The 16,692-nt window shown below is 59.2% G+C and carries 15 protein-coding genes and 1 pseudogene; 7 read left to right on the top strand and 9 right to left on the bottom strand.

What is annotated here, in order from left to right; translation table 11 throughout:
- A pseudogene (locus tag JS46_RS23670) lies at positions 1–318 on the bottom strand (IS1-like element IS1A family transposase); the annotation flags it as partial.
- Positions 319–367: 49 nt separating this feature from the next.
- Here JS46_RS23670 and JS46_RS22995 point away from each other — a divergent pair.
- Both JS46_RS22995 and JS46_RS21455 read left to right on the top strand, forming a co-directional pair.
- Entirely contained in the window at positions 368–991 is a 624-nt protein-coding gene (locus JS46_RS22995) for a substrate-binding domain-containing protein (protein WP_227741460.1), read from the top strand.
- 214 nt (positions 992–1,205) lie between these two features.
- The gene (locus JS46_RS21455) at positions 1,206–2,480 is read left to right on the top strand and encodes an amino acid permease (protein WP_200879048.1); all 1,275 of its coding nucleotides are present in this window, start codon (positions 1,206–1,208) and stop codon (positions 2,478–2,480) included.
- A 37-nt stretch (positions 2,481–2,517) separates the two neighbouring features.
- Here JS46_RS21455 and JS46_RS21450 read toward each other — a convergent pair whose 3' ends face one another.
- On the bottom strand, positions 2,518–4,071 hold the full coding sequence (locus tag JS46_RS21450; RefSeq protein WP_224481799.1) for a sensor domain-containing diguanylate cyclase: 1,554 nt from the start codon (positions 4,069–4,071) through the stop codon (positions 2,518–2,520).
- Between the two features lie 271 nt (positions 4,072–4,342).
- Between JS46_RS21450 and JS46_RS21445 the strand changes: the two genes are divergently transcribed.
- Positions 4,343–4,708 carry a hypothetical protein gene (locus JS46_RS21445; protein ID WP_033755676.1) on the top strand — a complete coding sequence of 122 codons (366 nt, stop codon included), beginning with the start codon at positions 4,343–4,345 and terminating at the stop codon, positions 4,706–4,708.
- A gap of 49 nt (positions 4,709–4,757) precedes the next feature.
- The gene (locus tag JS46_RS21440) at positions 4,758–6,812 is read left to right on the top strand and encodes a pyrroloquinoline quinone-dependent dehydrogenase (protein ID WP_369799195.1); all 2,055 of its coding nucleotides are present in this window, start codon (positions 4,758–4,760) and stop codon (positions 6,810–6,812) included.
- Positions 6,813–6,890: 78 nt separating this feature from the next.
- On the opposite strand, the gene JS46_RS21435 is transcribed toward JS46_RS21440, so the two are convergent.
- From JS46_RS21435 to budA, 3 genes are read right to left on the bottom strand one after another with little or no spacing between them, the layout of a single operon-like run.
- Entirely contained in the window at positions 6,891–7,664 is a 774-nt protein-coding gene (locus JS46_RS21435) for a (S)-acetoin forming diacetyl reductase (RefSeq protein WP_033755672.1), read from the bottom strand.
- Between the two features lie 23 nt (positions 7,665–7,687).
- Entirely contained in the window at positions 7,688–9,367 is a 1,680-nt protein-coding gene (alsS, locus tag JS46_RS21430; protein WP_033755671.1) for an acetolactate synthase AlsS, read from the bottom strand.
- A gap of 14 nt (positions 9,368–9,381) precedes the next feature.
- Positions 9,382–10,164: an acetolactate decarboxylase gene (budA, locus tag JS46_RS21425; protein WP_033755670.1), complete on the bottom strand. Its 783-nt coding sequence runs from the start codon at positions 10,162–10,164 to the stop codon at positions 9,382–9,384.
- A gap of 104 nt (positions 10,165–10,268) precedes the next feature.
- On the opposite strand from budA, the gene JS46_RS21420 reads away from it, so the two are divergent.
- A complete protein-coding gene (locus tag JS46_RS21420; protein ID WP_033755669.1) occupies positions 10,269–11,192 on the top strand; it encodes a LysR family transcriptional regulator in 924 nt (307 codons plus the stop codon).
- A 3-nt stretch (positions 11,193–11,195) separates the two neighbouring features.
- On the opposite strand, the gene JS46_RS21415 is transcribed toward JS46_RS21420, so the two are convergent.
- On the bottom strand, positions 11,196–12,059 hold the full coding sequence (locus JS46_RS21415) for an SDR family oxidoreductase (RefSeq protein ID WP_033755667.1): 864 nt from the start codon (positions 12,057–12,059) through the stop codon (positions 11,196–11,198).
- Between the two features lie 108 nt (positions 12,060–12,167).
- On the opposite strand from JS46_RS21415, the gene JS46_RS21410 reads away from it, so the two are divergent.
- Positions 12,168–13,043, top strand: coding sequence for a LysR family transcriptional regulator (locus JS46_RS21410; RefSeq protein WP_033755664.1), 876 nt, complete (start codon positions 12,168–12,170; stop codon positions 13,041–13,043).
- A 37-nt stretch (positions 13,044–13,080) separates the two neighbouring features.
- Here JS46_RS21410 and JS46_RS21405 read toward each other — a convergent pair whose 3' ends face one another.
- A complete protein-coding gene (locus JS46_RS21405; protein WP_152560726.1) occupies positions 13,081–13,818 on the bottom strand; it encodes a carboxymuconolactone decarboxylase family protein in 738 nt (245 codons plus the stop codon).
- 22 nt (positions 13,819–13,840) lie between these two features.
- A complete protein-coding gene (locus tag JS46_RS21400; protein WP_033755661.1) occupies positions 13,841–14,326 on the bottom strand; it encodes a cupin domain-containing protein in 486 nt (161 codons plus the stop codon).
- A 134-nt stretch (positions 14,327–14,460) separates the two neighbouring features.
- On the opposite strand from JS46_RS21400, the gene JS46_RS21395 reads away from it, so the two are divergent.
- Positions 14,461–15,357: a LysR family transcriptional regulator gene (locus tag JS46_RS21395; protein WP_033755660.1), complete on the top strand. Its 897-nt coding sequence runs from the start codon at positions 14,461–14,463 to the stop codon at positions 15,355–15,357.
- Positions 15,358–15,606: 249 nt separating this feature from the next.
- Here the strand turns inward: JS46_RS21395 and JS46_RS21390 are convergent, their stop codons facing one another.
- Positions 15,607–16,638, bottom strand: a complete 1,032-nt coding sequence (locus tag JS46_RS21390) for a tyrosine-type recombinase/integrase (RefSeq protein WP_033755658.1) — start codon at positions 16,636–16,638, stop codon at positions 15,607–15,609.
- Between the last annotated feature and the right edge of the window lie 54 nt (positions 16,639–16,692).

Here is a 16,692-nt window from a genome sequence, read left to right as displayed (position 1 = left end):
CCGCGCAGACGATGACGTCACTGCCCGGCTGTATGCGCGAGGTTACCGACTGCGGCCTGAGTTTTTTAAGTGACGTAAAATCGTGTTGAGGCCAACGCCCATAATGCGGGCGGTTGCCCGGCATCCAGCGCCATTCATGGCCATATCAATGATTTTCTGGTGCGTACCGGGTTGAGAGGCTGTGTATGTGAACTGTAACTGCCATGTTTTACGGCAGTGAGAGCAGAGATAGCGCTGATGTCCGGCAGTACTTTTACCGTTACGCACCACCCCGTCTGTAGCTGAACAGGAGGGACAGCTGATAGAAACAGAAGCCACTGGAGCACTTCAAAAACACCATCATACACTAAATCAGTAAGTTGGCAGCATCACCGAGCTTCCCTATGTCACGATTGCGCCCGTGCTATATGAATTCTCTATGACCTTTCCTGAGGTCGATATCCATATCAAAGAGCCTTTTCGCGGCGATGTGGAGGCGATGGTGAAAAATGGCGAAGTCGATCTGGGCATCGCGCTGTCTCACCCCGTTGAGAGCGAGAAAATTCAGTTTAGGCAGCTGGGGAAAGTGGTCATGGTGCATGTCGTCAGCGCCGCGCATCCGCTGGAGCAGCGCATCCCCGTCTCCTTTGCCGATTTGCACAGCTGGCGGCACATCACCTTTGGTTCCCAGGAGACAAGGATCGCCACCACCGAATACTTAGGCAGTCCCATGCTCTGGCGGGTGGAAAGCTACAGCGCGATGCTGGAGGCGGCGCTGGCCGGTCTCGGATGGGCGTCGCTTCCTCGCGAGTTCGTCGATCGCGAATTGCGCGCAGGGACCTTGATCGAGCTACGGCAGCAGGAGTACCCCCATACCGACTGGATCGTCGGCATTGATCTGCTCTGGTCTAAACAGGCGCCCGCCGGCAAAGCGCAACGCTGGCTGCGCGACCGTCTGGTGAAACATAAAATTTTTGAGCAGGACAGGGCGGGGAACCGAACCACGCTATAACGGTTAAAAATAGTTATCCAGACGTAAACGCCCAGGTTTTTTTCACCGAAATCATTTGGCCTGCTCGCTTTTTTACCAGACAATCTGCCGCCTTGTTATGTGTCTGGTCTGGCGCGGATGTCCGGTCTCCTTCGCTCTGTTCAGTCTGGCCAGACAAAGAGTGATCAATCCTGTTGCGCCGGCATCTGAACAACCAGTAATTCAAAGTGTAAAAATGACTATTCAAGCAAGTACGGAAAACGCAGTAGCAAACAGACCATCCTGGTCGCTGAAAGATACCATCTGGATGATGGGGGTATATGGCACCACGGTGGGCGCCGGCACGCTATTTTTGCCGGTGGAGGTGGGAACGCGCGGGCCGCTGGTGTTTTTTATGATGCTGCTGCTGGGCCTGCCGCTGTCGCTGATACCGCACGTGCTGATCTGCCGCATCTTTATGCGCGACCATCAGGCGGAAAACGCCGCTCTTCCGCTCTTCGGTAAATTCTTCGGCCCAAAAGGGCGTCAGGGCATTAAGATCTTTTTCTGCGTAGCCCATTTTCCCGTCACGCTGGTGTACGTCGTCTCGCTGGTCAATGCGTTAGACAACTATGTTACCGCCCACCTGCATGTCGCCGCGCTGAACCGCGCCGTGCTGGCTTTTATCGCGGTGTCGTTACTCTATCTGGTGTTAAGCAAAGGCCGCGACCGCGTGGTCACCACCATGAGCACGCTGGCGATCCCCTTTGCCGTCTCTCTGCTGTTGATTGCCATGATGCAGATCCCGTCGTGGCATCTCTCCAACCTGATTCAGGCGCTGCGAGAGACCACGGCCGCACCTGCTGGCGAGTCGCTGAAGGCGCTCTGGCTGGCGCTTCCGCTTATCACCTTCTCATTCTGTTCCGCGCCGATGATGTCGCCGCTCTCCTCCTGGTACCAGGAAAAGGGGAAGGGCGGCGAGCAGAAAGCCGTACGCGTGGTCCGTCTGGCTTACTGCGCCATCTTTTTCAGCATCATCTTTTTTGTGCTGAGCTGTGTGCTGAGCATGCCGCGCGAGGTGTTTATCGCAGCCAGGACGCAGAACCTGAACGTGCTCGCGGTGATGGAAGGGAACAGTGGCGCAGGTCTGCTGTTTATCGTTGCGCCCTTTATTGCGATGGTGGCGATGACCAAATCGTTTCTGGGGGTTTGTCTGCCGGTCGCCGAAACTTTCGCTACGCTGATCGGCGACGCCGCCGGGCTGAAAGATCAATCCGGCCGCAAGCGAGCCAAAGCGGTGGCCTTTGCGCTGATGTTTGCGGTGTCGCTTGCGGTGGCCTACTGGAACCCGGACGTGATTGCGCTGATTGAAACCGTCTGCGGGCCGCTGATCGCGATCTTCCTGTTCGTGATCCCCGCCTGGCTGGTGTACACCCGAAGCGAGCTGCAGACGCTGCGAGGCGGCATGTCGCTTATCGTCATCGTCGGCGGCCTGCTCACCGTGTCGGCGCTGATGTACGGCATGCTTTAAACCGCGCCCCCGGAGAAACGGGGGCGCGGTCGGGCGGTCAGACCTGACCGCTCGCCTGATTCCGGCCGTTGCGCTTGGCTCTGTAAAGCGCGCGGTCGGCCTCTTTTTTCAGCTGTTCAGCCTCTGCCGGTTTGCCTTCAGAGACCAGCGAACTGTAGCCGGCGCTGATGGTCACGATACCGAGCGAGACTTCGGTACTCTCATGCGCGATGCCCATCTCCATCACGCTCCTGACGGCGCGCTCGGCCACTATCTTCGCCTCGGACTCGTCGGTGTTCGGCATAATAATCGCGAACTCTTCGCCGCCGTAGCGCGCGACCACATCGCCGTGAAAATGAACGCTCTCTTTCAGCGCGTGGGCGACATCCTGCAGACACTCGTCGCCGGCCACATGTCCGTACGTATCGTTAAAGCGTTTAAAGCAGTCGATATCGATCATCACCAGCGCGATCGGGTCGCCGGTTTTCAGCGATTTAAGTAACCCCTGCTCAAGCAGCGCATCAAACTGCCTTCGGTTGGCCAGGCCGGTTAAGCCGTCGACCAGCGCCAGCGACTGCAGCGTGTGATTGATGTTGGTCAGCTCATCGCGCACGTAGGTTAATTCAATCTGATTTCTGACGTTGGCGCCCACCTGGCGCAGCAGCATGATGCCCATGCCGGTAATAGCGCAGAGCAGAGCCAGGTTAAGCAGCAGGTTAACCAAATTCCCCGCCAGCCATTCCCGACGAATGCTGTCGCGGTCGTAGCCCGCCGTGACGATCAACGGATAGCGCTCCAGCCGGGTGTAGCCAAACACGCGCACCACGCCGTCCAGCGTAGAGCGCCAGGTGGCGTTGCCGCTTGAGGCGGCCTTAAGCTCCGTTTTAAACAGCGGGCTGGACGCCAGCGTCCGGCCGATAAAGGCGTCAGGGAACGGGCGAATATATAAGACGGAGGAATCCGCCAGGATCAGCCCCAGGGTGTCTTTATTGCCCAGGGCGAAATAGCTGTAATACTGACGGAAATAGTCAACCCGCACGGTGGCCAGCGCGACGCCGGCAAAATGGCCCTGGCTGTCGTTCAGGCGAACGGAAACCGGGATCACCAAATCGCCGGTTGAGCGGCTGCGGATGACCCGACTGATAAGCAAATTCGTATCGTTATGGGTCCGATGCCAGATGAAATAGGCGCGATCGGCATTACTGGCGTTCGTCGGAACAAAATTGCCGGAGGAGGCGATCCAGTGCCCCTCGGTGTCGTAAATGAAGAGCCCGTGCAGCTGCGGTAGCTTAGCCTGCTGCTCTTTTAGCTGGTGCAGGAAAGCCGGCGTCGCGGCGTACTCATTGCCCCGCTGCCGGAGCTGCCGGACCGCATCCGCCAGGGTGATATCTACCTGCAGAAACGCATCTTCCGCCTGCTTCGCCAGCGAAACCGACAGGTTGCGGGCGTCGTCGTTTTTTTCGCCCACCGTCTGCTGCCATGAGTTCCATAACGACCAGGCGTTGATGGCGATAACGAAGAGGCTGGTGAGCAACAAAAACACGGCCATGCTTTTGCCGAGAGAGGTTTTTAACAGGGCGACGCCGGAAGCGCCTGATTGAGTTTTTCGCATAGTTAAGGGGGATATCAGCGCATGCGGCAAAGGTCAGTAACGCATAATACATTAATTATGCTCAGGTCATAATGGTTAGCCGCATGCATTCTGAGCGCGCGCAGGTGCATGAGTCGCCTTTCAAAAAACGAATAAGTCATTCTCGCCTATACTTCACCGCGTTTGCTGGAATGTTCAGTCGCGCTCAGGTTTGCCGTTCGCGCGGCGGCGTATTCAGGCATAACGAGACGCATGATTTTTATCATTTTATTCTTACAGGGGATTTGCTGCTATGTTGCATTCTCAACCTTCACGCGCCGGCACGCTGCTGCTCCTGCTGGCGGCCGCGATCGGCTTCGCGCTGGCGCTCTACGCCTGGCTGACGCCTCTGACTGGCGTCACCGGCACCATCGGCGCGCTCGGCGTGGCGATCGCCAGCGTAGTTCTGGCTTTGCTGACGCTGATTTTGCGCGCCGCGTCAGGGCGCGGCGCACGCATTTTCTGGGGCATCGTGACGCTGATTGTGCTGGTGGGTATCGGCTTTGCCGCCTTACTGCTCCATCAGGGGATCATTACCGCCGCCATGGTACTCGGTCTGGCTGGTCTGATCCTTCTCGGCCGCCGTCCCGCCCGTCACACCACACCCGCCAGAGCCTGAGGAATTGCCCGTGCATAGCGATAAACAAAAGCAGCTGATGAAAGTCAGCATGACGGCGCTCGCGCTGCTGATGACGCCACTCACATTACAGGCCGAGGATAAGGCCGCCGAAGCTTCTCAGGGAACGCAGGAGAAGCTTAATGTGGATGCCGCCGATCAGCAGTCGCCTGGCACCACGAACACCACTAAAGAAGCCTCTTCCGAACAGGATGGCAAAAAGGTCGCGTCCGCCGCTAATACGGCGTCGCCGCTGGTGCCGGAAAAAGCGACCTGGGACAGCTTCCACGGCCAGCTTAACGCCCAGAAGTACAGCCCTCTCAAGCAGATCACGGCCGATAACGTCAGCAAGCTGGAAAAAGTATGGGAATTTCATACCGGCGACGTCTCCGACGGCAAAGGCAAAACGCCTGCCACCGTCTGGTCGGCCACGCCGGTGTTCGCCAACGATACGATTTACATCGGCACGCCTTTTTACCGGCTGATTGCGCTCGATCCCGGCACCGGGAAAGAAAAGTGGCATTACGATACGAAAGCGCCGCGCGAAGCGCTGACTCAGCCGGTCCTGAAGAACCGCGGCGTCTCTTACTGGCAGGCGAAAAACCCGGTTGCCGGGCAGGCCTGCCAGAAGATCGTTTATATGGGCACCGTTGACGGCAAACTCTATGCGCTGGATGCCGACTCCGGCAAACCATGCGAAAAATTTGCCGATAAGGGCGTGCTGAACGTCGAGCAGTGGAACACCCTGAATGCGAAATTTCCGCTGTCGCTGCTGCAGCCGCCCACCGTGGTCGGCAACCATCTGATCGTCGGCTGGGCGGGTAAAGACTGGGCCTATGCCGAAGCGCCTCCGGGTACCGTCTTCTCCATCAATGCCGAAACCGGTCAGCGCGAGTGGACCTTTGACGCCATTCCCGCCGACATCAGAAAGCGCACCGGCACCGCCAACGTCTGGACCCATATGTCCGCCGACGAGGCTAACGGGCTAGTCTATCTGCCGGTCTCTTCGCCTTCGCCTAACTACTGGGGCGGCAACCGCGTCGACGCCATTCCGCTCGGCACCTCAACCACCGCGCTTGATGTGAACACCGGCAAAGTCGTCTGGTCGCGCCAGTGGGTGCATCATGACGTCTGGGATTACGACATCAACTCCGCGCCGACGCTGATGGACATCACGGTCAACGGCAAACCGATCCCGGCGCTTATCCAGGCCACTAAACAGGGCTTCCTGTTCGTCGTGAACCGCCTGACCGGCGAAGATGTCTGGCCGATCGAGGAGCGTCCGGTTCCGCAGGGCGACGGCTCCGTTCAGGGCGAGAAACTTTCGCCTACTCAGCCGTTCCCGACCAAACCGGCGCCTTTGCTCGATCAGTCTAAAAAACCGGAAATCTGGAAGCTGGCCGATATCGTCGGCGCCGGGCAGTGCTCGCGTCTCTGGGATAAGCTGACCTATGAAGGCATGTATACGCCGCCAACCACCAAAGGCGAGGGGGCATTAACCTATCCTGACAGCGCCGGCGGCGTGCAGTGGGGCGGTGTCGCCTTCGATCCGCAGAATCAGATTGCGGTGGTGAACACCTCGCACATCGTGCAGTACGTCAAGCTCTACAGCCGTGAAGAGTACAATAAGGCGGATAAAGACTCCGGTAATGAGAGCGGATTCGCGCCGCAGGAGGGCGCGCCTTACGGGATGCGCCTGAACGTGGCGAATAACTGGCTCGGCATGCCGTGCTGGCAGCCGCCGTTTGGCGAGATCGTGGCGCTGGATATGCACACCGGCGACGTGAAATGGCGACGTCCGGTTGGCGCGTCTCAGCAGTACGGGTTCTTTATGCCGGAAAGCTGGGGCTCGCCCACTATCGGCGGCCCGGCGGTCACCGCAGGCGGCGTCATCTTTATCGGCGCCTCGATGGACGCGAAAGTCCGCGCTTACTCGCTGGCGAGCGGAGAGGAGCTTTGGTCCGATCAGGTTGAAGCGCCAGCCGTGGCAAACCCCTCGGTGTATGAATACAAAGGACGCCAGTATGTCGCCTTTGTCGCCGGCGGCAACACCATACTGAAAGATCAGGTCGGCGACCAGGTCGTGGTCTACGCGCTGCCTAAATAACCCTGCTGATAAGTTCTGAATCGAGAGCAAAGCGATTTGCTCTCGTTCAGAACGTAAAGAAGGCAGGCGACGCGGACGTTAGTTAAACACCATACCGCCGTCGATTAATAAGGACTGCCCGGTCATATAGTCGGAGTCGGGACCCGCCAGGAAAGAGACGCAGGCGGCGACATCTTCCGGCTCGGACAGTCTCCCCAGCGTAATGCGTTTAGCAAATTCCCGCGTGCCGTATCCCGCCGGCTCTCCCGCCGCCTCCGATATCTGCTTGTCGATCGCTTCCCACATCGGCGTTTTTACAATGCCGGGACAGAACGCGTTGACCGTAATGCCCGCAGCAGCCAAATCTTTAGCCGCCGTTTGCGTCAGCCCGCGCACCGCGAACTTGCTGGAGCTATACACGGCCAGCTCTGGGTTGCCGACGTGGCCCGCCTGAGAACAGGCGTTGATAATTTTCCCGCCGTGGCTTTCCGCGGCGAAGGCCTGGATTGCCGCCTGCATGCCCCAGATAACGCCCTTCACGTTGACGTTATACACCTTATCGATCACCTCTTCGGTGATATCGGCGATCGGCGTAGAGGGCGCGACGCCGGCATTGTTCACAATGACGTCGAAGCCGCCCAGCGCGCGTCTCGCCTCCTCGACCGCCGCAAAGACGCGATCGCGCCGGGCGACATCGACCTGCAGCGCAACCGCCTTGCCGCCGGCGCGGGTAATCGTCCCCGCAACCTGCTGCGCGGTGTCGGCATTATAATCGGCGACCGCCACGGCAAAGCCGTCTTTCGCCAGGCGTAATGCGATCGCCGCGCCGATGCCCTGACCGGCGCCGGTAACAAAAGCCACTTTATTTTTCATAACGCTATCCTTTTAAGGTTAGATCAGAGCAGCTGGCTGAGATGAAGCTGTCCCATCAGCAGCGGGTTGTCGCTGTAGTCGACGGGAAGGGCAACCACAGCCGGCCCGTTCACATCCATCGCTTTGCGCAGCGTCGGCTCCAGCTCTGCCGCGCTGTTTACCGCAAACCCGGCCGCGCCGAAGGCTTCGGCATAGGCTTTAAAGTCGACCGGGCCGAAGTTGACGCCGGAGAGGCGCTGGTACTTTTTCTCCTCCTGGATGGCGACCATGTTGTAGGCGTTATCGACCCAGATAATGTGCAGAATGTTGGCCTTCAGCCTGACGGCGGTTTCCAGCTCCATGCTCGACTGCAAAAATCCGCCGTCGCCTGAGACCGACACCACTTTGCGCGACGGATCCACCAGCCAGGCGCCGATAGCCCACGGCAGCGCGACGCCCATCGTCTGCTGCCCGTTGGAAATCATGATTTGACGCGCGCGGAAGCTGTAAAGATAACGGGCGATCCAGATATGAAAGCTGCCCATGTCGACGGTCAGGCTGACGTCGTTGTTGATGATGTCCTGCATGGCGCGCACGATGCGCAGCGGATGCAGCGCGAACTGATCCAGGCTGGCGCCCTGCATCGCCAGCAGCTGCCGTTGCTGGCGGCGATCCTCCAGCACGGCGGCGGCCGCCTCGCTGAGCTGCAGCGGCGAGGCGATGCGCGCGGCGATTTTACGCACGGTCTGGGCGATATCACCCACCAGCTCGGCGTCAGGCAGGTAGAGATTGTCAGCCTCCGCCGGCAGCACATCGATATGCACCAGCATCGCTTTTCCGCTGTTCCACATCGCGGGCTCATACTCAACCGGGCTGTAGCCGATGGTGATGATCAAATCGGCCTGCTGCAGCAGACGATCGCCCGCCTGGTTGTTAAACAGGCCGATACGTCCGGCGAAGCGCGAAAAGTGCTCCTGACGCACCGCGCCGGCCGCCTGATAGGTGCTGGTGACGGGAATGCGGCTTTTGCTCAGCAGCTCGTGGATCGCCTCGCTGTTCTCTGGCTGGCTCGCCATCAGGCCCAGCAGGATCACCGGATTTTTGGCCCGGGCGATTTCGCGGCTGACCGCCTCGACCAGCGAATCGGGCGCGGCGCCCAGCGTGACGCGTCCCTTGTGCTGCAGCGGCGTGCCTGACACCGGCTGGTCGACGATATCCTGCGGCAGGCTGATAAAGGCGCCGCCGCCGCGGCCGTTCTCAGCATGGCGAAAAGCGTTGGACACGCATTCGGCCAGCGCAGAGGCGTCGGTAACCTCGACGGCGAATTTCGTCACCGGACGAAACATCGACACGGTATCCATGCTCTGATGAACCTGCTTGGCGCTGTCGGAACGCTTTACCGCGCCGCCAATCGCCACCACCGGATCGCCTTCGCTGGTGGCGGTAGCCATGCCGGTCACGAGGTTCGAGCAGCCCGGCCCCGAGGTGACCAGCGCCACGCCGGCGCTGCCGGTCAGCCTGCCGACCGCGGCCGCCATAAAGGCGGCATTCGCCTCATGCCTCACCGGGATCAGCTGAATAGGGGAATCCACCAGTGAATCGAACACCTTGTCGATTTTGGCGCCGGGAATGCCGAACACATGGTTGACGCCCTGCGCTTCAAGCTGCGCCACCACGAGATCGGCGCCGCTGTTCCAGAGCACGTTGGTTTTTAGCGTTTTCATCATCACCTCAGTTGTTAGCTTTCGACAGCCCGAATGGCTTCATCCAGATCCTGCGGGTTCAGATCCGCCTGCAGAAAATCGCGGTCCTGCGGCAGATCGATCACCAGCTGGCTGATGGCGCCGAACGTCAGCTCTCCTCTCTCCAGCACATAATCGAGGATGTGGCCGCCGCCCTGGCGATCGCCGGTAATAAAGTGCTCGTGGTAGCCTGCGACGTTGATGCCCTGCATATACTGCGGCGTGCGGAAGCCAATCAGTTCGCCCTCCGCCTCGCGAAAGTCGAAGGTGGGCTGATTGCCGAGCACTTCAGGCATGGTGCGATAGGGACGACACTGGCAGGGCACGGTGCGCGTCTGTACGGCATGAAAGCGGCCACTGATGCGCAGCGCGCAGAACTGGTTATCTGAGGTGATTTTGCTGTCGATAACGCGGTGCACATCGTCACGCGTGGCGGTTTCAGCGAAGCGGTGCTGGTATTCAGGTTTGAAAAATGTCATTACCGCAAAAGGCGTTTTCTGATCGGGCCTGGCAGGACGGGCGCTGCCGTCGGAGCGGAGCTGATACACCTCGCTGTCAAAAGCGATCAGCTCGCCGTCGAGCTGATTAAAAGTGCCCAGACCAAAATCGCCTTTGCGCAGCAGATCCGCAACCGTGGTCGATCCGTCGTAAACCCCGTTAAGAAGCGCGCTCATCAGCGAGGTCTGATAGATAACTTTTTCTGGTGATTTTTCCGCAAGTTTGCCAAGGGTTTCCTTGAGCTGATCCTCACATGAACAATCAGATACAATATTACACATATGGTGCCTCACAAACCCATAGTTAAGCCGTGTTAATATCATGTTGGGCCAGTTGGCTCGCAGAATCCAATAGCGAAACCTGTTAACTTTGAGACGTTTTTGATATGGAACTTCGGCATCTACGTTATTTCGTTGCTGTGGCCGAGACGCTGCACTTTACCCGCGCAGCGGAAATGCTGGGCATTTCTCAGCCGCCGCTAAGTCAGCAAATCCAGCGTCTGGAACATGAGATTGGCACGCCGTTGCTGAAGCGCTTAACGCGTGGGGTCGAGCTGACCGAGGCGGGCAGCGCGTTTCTGCCTGATGCAATACAGATTGTGCAACAGGCCGATAATGCGCTGGAGAAGGCGCGCGGCGTGGCGCGAGGCATCAGCGGGCAGATGTCGCTGGGCTTCGCCAGTTCGGTGGCGTTTGGTCAGCCGGTATTCGATTTGATCCGGCGTTTCAAGGCGCGCTATCCCGCCATCACCCTGACCACGCGGGAGGAGAACATGGCGCTGCTGATGCAGGATTTACAGGAAGGACTGCTCGACGCGGCGTTTATTCGCCTGCCCTGCGAAAGCAGCAAAGCCTTTAATCTGAAGGTGATCGCCACCGAGAGAATGCTCGTCGCCTTGCCCGCTGGCCACGCGCTTGGCCATCAGCGAAGCGTGGCGCTGTCGCAGCTGGCGGACGAAACGCTGATTATCTTCCCGCGCGACGTCTCCCCAAGCCTGTATGAACTTATCGTCAGCACCTGTCTGCGCGCGGGCTTTTCCACGGCGCGATTTCAGCAGGCGCCGCAGATCGCCTCCTCTCTCGGCATGGTGGGCGCCAACTGCGGCATCGCGCTGGTGCCGGCCTCTATGTGCTGCGTCAATAACCCGCAGATTGTGTTTTGCGAGATCGAGAACAACACGCTTTATACGGATATCGCCTTTGCCTGGCGACGCAGCAGCACGGCCAGAACGGTATCGCACCTGCTCAGGCTGATTAACGATGCTGAGCAGGCCGCGTCGGGCGAGCCCTCTCCGCCCGACGGCGAGTGATCTTCAGCCCGCCAGCGCCGCCGCGAAGTCGCGGTACGAATGCAGCGGACGGCCCAGCAGCGCCACCAGCCGCTCACGATCGCCAGTCTGCGGGATCATGCCGTCGCTGACGTAGCGCTCGGCCATCAGACGCATTTCATAGGCCATCCATCTCGGCATAAATCCCGCCATGTTCGCTTCAAACGCGGCAGGATCGTCGCCGCCGTAGTTAACCGGTCGCCCGAGCGCCTCAGCCCATACCGCAGCGGCCTGAGGTCCGGTAAGGGTATCGGGTCCGACGATATTGATGGTTTCGACCGGCAGTTTGCCGGGAGCCCGGTCGCGTCGTATCAGTTCGATAGCGGCCACCTCGGCAATATCGCGCACATCGACCATCGCCAGCCCGACGTTTCCGATCGGCATCGGATAAACGCCGTGGTTGAAGATGACCTCTTTAACCATCGCGTCGTTATCGATGTAATAGGTCGGCCGCAGGATGGTGGCGCTAAAATTCATCGCCGCGAGCATCTGCTCCGCGCCGTACTTAACGGCAAAATGGGGAACGTTTACCGCTTTATCCGCCTCGAACACCGAAAGATAGACGATCCGTTCAACGCCGCATTCGCGGGCGACGTTCAGGGTAATGATGGCCTGCGTAAACTCATCGGCCGTGACGGCGTTCAGCAGGAAAAGCGTGCTAACGCCTGAGAAGGCGGCGCGCAGGGCGTCGAGATCGAGCAGCTCGCCTTTAACCGCCTCGACGCCTGGCCCAAAGCCGGCAGCGTCAGGGTTACGCGTCAGTACGCGAACAGCAGCGCCGCGGCTGATAAGCTGGGCGACGACATGGCGGCCGACACGGCCGGTGGCGCCGGTAACAAGAATAGTCATGATGTTTACTCCGTGATGTCAGGTGGGTGTAAACAGAGATTAGGGTGTTTTGTTTAATGGCGGAAGACGCTATTCTCGAGACTCTTTGTTCCATAAATGAGACAGCGTATGGATCTTAACGCCTTAACAGATTTTCACCTTATCGCCGCCTCGGGCGGGTTCGGCGCCGCCAGCCGCGCCAGCGGGCGTTCAAAGGCAACACTGTCGCGGCGGCTGGCCGATCTTGAAGAAACGCTTGGCGTCCGCCTTATTGAGCGCGGCAACCGTCGGCTTGAAATTACCGAGGCAGGTAAACTTCTGCTGGCCAGAACGGCCGGGGCCATGCGCGAAATCAGCGAAGCTGTCGTTATGACGCAGGAGGGCGCGACCCGTCCCAGAGGATGCCTGCGTATTGCAGCACCGCTGCTGTTTTCACAGGTGGCGCTGGGCCAGCTCACAGCCCGATTCCGCACGCGTTATCCCGACGTCCGGATTGAGTCCGTGGCAGAGGACAGGCTCAGCAATCTGGTTGAGGAGCACTTCGACGTGGCAATTCGCATTAATCCCCCACCGGACAGCGCGCTGGTGGGCAGATGCTTTGCCAGAGACAAGCTCATGCTGGTCGCCGCTCCCGGGTTTGAGATGCCGCTCAGCGATGGCGGCCGCCCGCTCCCGGTTGCTGCGGTCGTAATGCCCACGCACCGGGAAGGCGAAATCTGGTCGCTGGATAACGGGCGACGCTGCCTGGTCCCGCAGCCGGTGGCGCAGTTCTCTTCCCTGCTGGCCGTGCGTGACGCCGTAACGGCAGGCGCCGGCGCGGCGATGCTGCCCCAGTCGATTGTCAGTAATCTGCTGGAAAAAGGCGCGCTGATCGCATGGGGAGAGGCTAACGAGACGACAGAGCTGTGGGTGCTGCACACCTCTCGCCGCCTGCAGAGCCCAAAAGTCAGCGCCTTCGTGGCATTCATCTGCGAGCAATATCCCGGCGGCTGGTTTACAGCCTGAACCCGCGGGTTTAACCGGCGGGTTCAGGTGCATGCCGTTATTGTGCGCTGCCCGACTCCAGCGCACGCTGCAGCCGTTGCGCCGTGTTTTGCTCGCCCCGGCTCTCAAACAGCGGCACCAGTTCGGCCAGCTGCGCATCCGTCAGCCCTACGTTCCGGCTGATATTCAGGTGCGCTTTTAGCTGGGACTCCACGCCGGTCATGGCTGCCAGCGCGCCTACGGTCGCCAGCTCCCGGCGTTTCCAGTCGAGGTTGTCGCGGCTGAAAATATCGCCGAAAAGATGAACCTTCAGATAGCTATCAATGGCTGGCGCGAAATCGAAAAGCGCGCCTTTGACCGGGCCGCCAGCGAGCGTGGTCTGGTTCTGCGTGCCGACCGCCAGCATCTCTTCAGGCTTCGGCAGCGGCCCTGGCGTGTTGCCCTCCGCATCGTTTTTACCCTGCTCACGACGCGCCTCAACGACTTTCATCAGCTCAGCCAGCGCATTCAGGCTACGGGGAAAACCGGCGTAGGCGTAAAGCTGGACCAGGATCTCACGACAGTCGCTGATGGTGAGACCGGCATCCAGCCCCTGGTGCAGCGCAGCGTTCAGTGCGGGTATGTCGCCCGTCGCAGCGCTGGCGGCAATCGCCACCGTCTGCTTCTGCGGCGCGGTAAGAGGATGTTGCTGCTGGGTCAGCATGGTTCTGTTCCTTATCGAAGTGGGACTGGAAGCTTCTTCGGCAGCGCCGCTGGAGCAAAACAGCGCGACGCAGAGCGCCAGCAGGCTCCCCATGCGCCGCCGAATCGTTATGCCGTCAAGATTTATCATGAAACGCATACTGCTCGTCGCTGACGTGCTCCATCCAGTCAACCGCTATGCCTTCCTGCGCCTCGGCAATGGCGATATGCGACATGCTGTTCTGCGGCGCAGCGCCATGCCAGTGCTTCACGCCCGCCGGGATCCAGACGATATCGCCAGGCCTGATCTCGCGCGCCGGACCGTCCCATTCCTGAACAAGGCCGAGCCCTGAGGTGACAATAAGCGTCTGGCCGAGGGGATGGGTATGCCACGCCGTACGGGCGGAAGGCTCAAACGTCACGGTCGCGCCGCCCACGCGCGCCGGATCGCCTCCCTGAAACGGCGAGTCAATGCGCACCGTTCCGGTGAAATAGTCTGGCGATCCCGGTACCGAGGGTTTTTCTCCACTTTGCATGATGGTAATCACAGGTGTCTTCTCCTTTGAGTAAGCAGCTGAACAGGCCAGTGCGAGGGACATCGCAGCAGCGGCAAGGGTCTTCATACGGCTCCGGTTCTCAGTACAGGGAGCAACGTCAGGCGCCAGCCCCGCTGGTGGATAGTGAGTTCAGTGTAGGCTCCGTAAGATTGTTTGATAAGATGGTCAAATGTGAATGCGTATGTGCAGAATATTCAACAATGGTCCCTGAAAATCTCAACGACCTGCGCGCCTTTCTTCATGTGGCGCGTGAGAAAAACTTCACCCGAGCGGCCGCGCAGCTCGGCATGTCGCGCTCTGGATTGAGCCATGCGATTACGGCGCTGGAGGCGCGCCTTGGCGTCAGACTGCTGACGCGCACCACGCGCAGCGTCTCCCTTACCGAAGCTGGCGCGCGGCTCTATAACATGCTGCTGCCGATGCTGCGCGAACTCGACAGCGAACTTGCCTCGCTTCGCGCGCTGGGTAAAAAACCGGCAGGCACCGTGCGCATAACCGCGCACGATCACGCCATCGAGTCCGTGCTCTGGCCGCGACTGCGGCCGCTGCTGAAGCGCTATCCCGAGATGCAGATCGAATTAAGCGTGGACTATGCGCTGACCGATATCGTGGCGCAGCAGTTTGATGCCGGGGTGCGGGTCGGCAACGTGGTCGATAAGGATATGATCGCCGTCAGGATCGGCCCTGACTTTTATATGGCGGTAGTCGCCTCGCCAGATTATCTGCAGGATAAAACGGTGCCGGAAACGCCCGCTGAGCTGACGACGCATCAGTGCATCAATCTGCGGCTGCCGACACGCGGCGGGATCTACGCCTGGGATTTTGAAAAAGCGGGCAAAGCGTTATCGGTGCGGGTGCAGGGACAAACCGTTTTTAACACGACCGGGTTGATGCTGCAGGCGGCGCTGGATGGGCTGGGGCTCGCTTATGTTCCGCTGGATCTGGCGCAGCACTATATCGAAAGGGGAAAATTAGTGCCGGTTCTGCAGGCGTGGTGGCCGCTTTTTCCGGGATACCATCTTTACTACGCCAGCCGCCGTCAAATGATGCCTGCGCTGACTGAAGTGATTAACGCGTTGCGCTACAAGGAGGCCTGAGGTTCATAAAGCGTGCGAATAAGCGAATTTAGCTGAACCATCATGGAAAAAAACGGTCAAAGTCTGTTGGCTGCACACCTCCAGATATGACATTAACGCATGGCTAAACAACAGGGGGATAACCTGATGTATTTGCGTGTTAATTCAGCGCTAAAATCGGCCTGTTTCCTGCAATACTGTACCGTTCAGCGCATCTTTTCCCGGAGTTTCACACAGGCTGTCCACTTTTTCTGTGGATAACTTAGCGGCTTACTCTTCACTGTTTTCCATCAGATCAACCATTGCGCCTTTGTGCGCTTCCACATAGCGGATATAGCGCATCAGCGTTTCCGGTTTTTTCCAGGTCCCTTCCTGCATGATTTGCGGAACAGAATAGCCTTTGCGCGCCAGATCCTGCGCGGCACCCACGCGTGCGCTGTGGCCGCTCCAGCGGCGATAGCGATTTTTGTTCGGCTTCACGGTCGTGGTATGCCCGGCAGCCTCCCACGCGCGGGTGAAAATACTTTTCAGCGCGGGCGTGCTCATGGGTTCGTCGGTCACGATCATCACTTTTCCTGAGCGGTGCACCGGCGCAAAGAGATAGGCATCGGGTTCATTAATCAGTCCGGATGCCATAATCCACTTTGTCAGCACCGCTGACGACTTCGACCCCAGCGCTTTCACCAGGCTGCCGGTGTCCAGAATGGTTTTGGTCCAGGAACCTTCCAGGATGATGCGGCCATCTTCGGCGCGCATTACGTCGCCAACGCGAAAGCGCGCCACTTCACTGATACGCATTAAGGTACTGTACGCCACATGGAGAAAGGCGAGATCGCGCAGGTGACGCAGGCTCGCATTTTCTGACCATGCTGCTTCCACCTTTTGCAGATCGCTTAGCCGGAAAGGAACCGCCTGGCCGGTGCGCTCGCCGGAGACCACCGCCACGCGATTGATCTTTTTTACCGCACGCGAGACCAGCGGCGAGGTCGATGGCGGCACCAGCCCAGCGTTACGGTGTAACATCGTGATCAGCGACTGATGCGTGCCGATAGTCGATGACGCGCGCCCGATAGACTGCAAATAGCTCAGGTAGTCGCGCAGATCTTCAGGCGACATAGGAAGCAGCAGGCGATTGTTGGCCAATGCCCAGCGGTGACAGACGCGCATTACGCTCATTAGCTGTCGCCAGGTATTGGGCGCAAACGCATCTTTATCCTGTACGAACTCGCGCAGGCGTTGCGCAAGGTCGTCATCCGACTGAGAAAGCGGGAGCAGGGCGTGTGAGGTGATTAATCCATCCATATCTGTTCAATTTGTCCGCAATTCAGCTGGGGATCGCGCTACGTGAATTCTGAA

Origin of the sequence: Pantoea sp. NGS-ED-1003 (assembly GCF_000738765.1) — a bacterium.
In the GTDB taxonomy this organism is placed as follows: domain Bacteria; phylum Pseudomonadota; class Gammaproteobacteria; order Enterobacterales; family Enterobacteriaceae; genus Pantoea; species Pantoea septica.
This window is presented reverse-complemented; position numbering and strand designations above follow the sequence as displayed.

Bases quoted from the DNA above. Each gene is read 5' to 3' on its own strand.
- JS46_RS21455 (WP_200879048.1), top strand. From the start codon at position 1,206: ATGACTATTCAAGCAAGTACGGAAAACGCAGTAGCAAACAGACCATCC.
- JS46_RS21450 (WP_224481799.1), bottom strand. From the start codon at position 4,071: ATGCGAAAAACTCAATCAGGCGCTTCCGGCGTCGCCCTGTTAAAAACC.
- JS46_RS21445 (WP_033755676.1), top strand. From the start codon at position 4,343: ATGTTGCATTCTCAACCTTCACGCGCCGGCACGCTGCTGCTCCTGCTG.
- JS46_RS21440 (WP_369799195.1), top strand. From the start codon at position 4,758: ATGACGGCGCTCGCGCTGCTGATGACGCCACTCACATTACAGGCCGAG.
- JS46_RS21435 (WP_033755672.1), bottom strand. From the start codon at position 7,664: ATGAAAAATAAAGTGGCTTTTGTTACCGGCGCCGGTCAGGGCATCGGC.
- alsS (WP_033755671.1), bottom strand. From the start codon at position 9,367: ATGAAAACGCTAAAAACCAACGTGCTCTGGAACAGCGGCGCCGATCTC.
- budA (WP_033755670.1), bottom strand. From the start codon at position 10,164: ATGTGTAATATTGTATCTGATTGTTCATGTGAGGATCAGCTCAAGGAA.
- JS46_RS21420 (WP_033755669.1), top strand. From the start codon at position 10,269: ATGGAACTTCGGCATCTACGTTATTTCGTTGCTGTGGCCGAGACGCTG.
- JS46_RS21415 (WP_033755667.1), bottom strand. From the start codon at position 12,059: ATGACTATTCTTGTTACCGGCGCCACCGGCCGTGTCGGCCGCCATGTC.
- JS46_RS21410 (WP_033755664.1), top strand. From the start codon at position 12,168: ATGGATCTTAACGCCTTAACAGATTTTCACCTTATCGCCGCCTCGGGC.
- JS46_RS21405 (WP_152560726.1), bottom strand. From the start codon at position 13,818: ATGGGGAGCCTGCTGGCGCTCTGCGTCGCGCTGTTTTGCTCCAGCGGC.
- JS46_RS21400 (WP_033755661.1), bottom strand. From the start codon at position 14,326: ATGAAGACCCTTGCCGCTGCTGCGATGTCCCTCGCACTGGCCTGTTCA.
- JS46_RS21395 (WP_033755660.1), top strand. From the start codon at position 14,461: ATGGTCCCTGAAAATCTCAACGACCTGCGCGCCTTTCTTCATGTGGCG.
- JS46_RS21390 (WP_033755658.1), bottom strand. From the start codon at position 16,638: ATGGATGGATTAATCACCTCACACGCCCTGCTCCCGCTTTCTCAGTCG.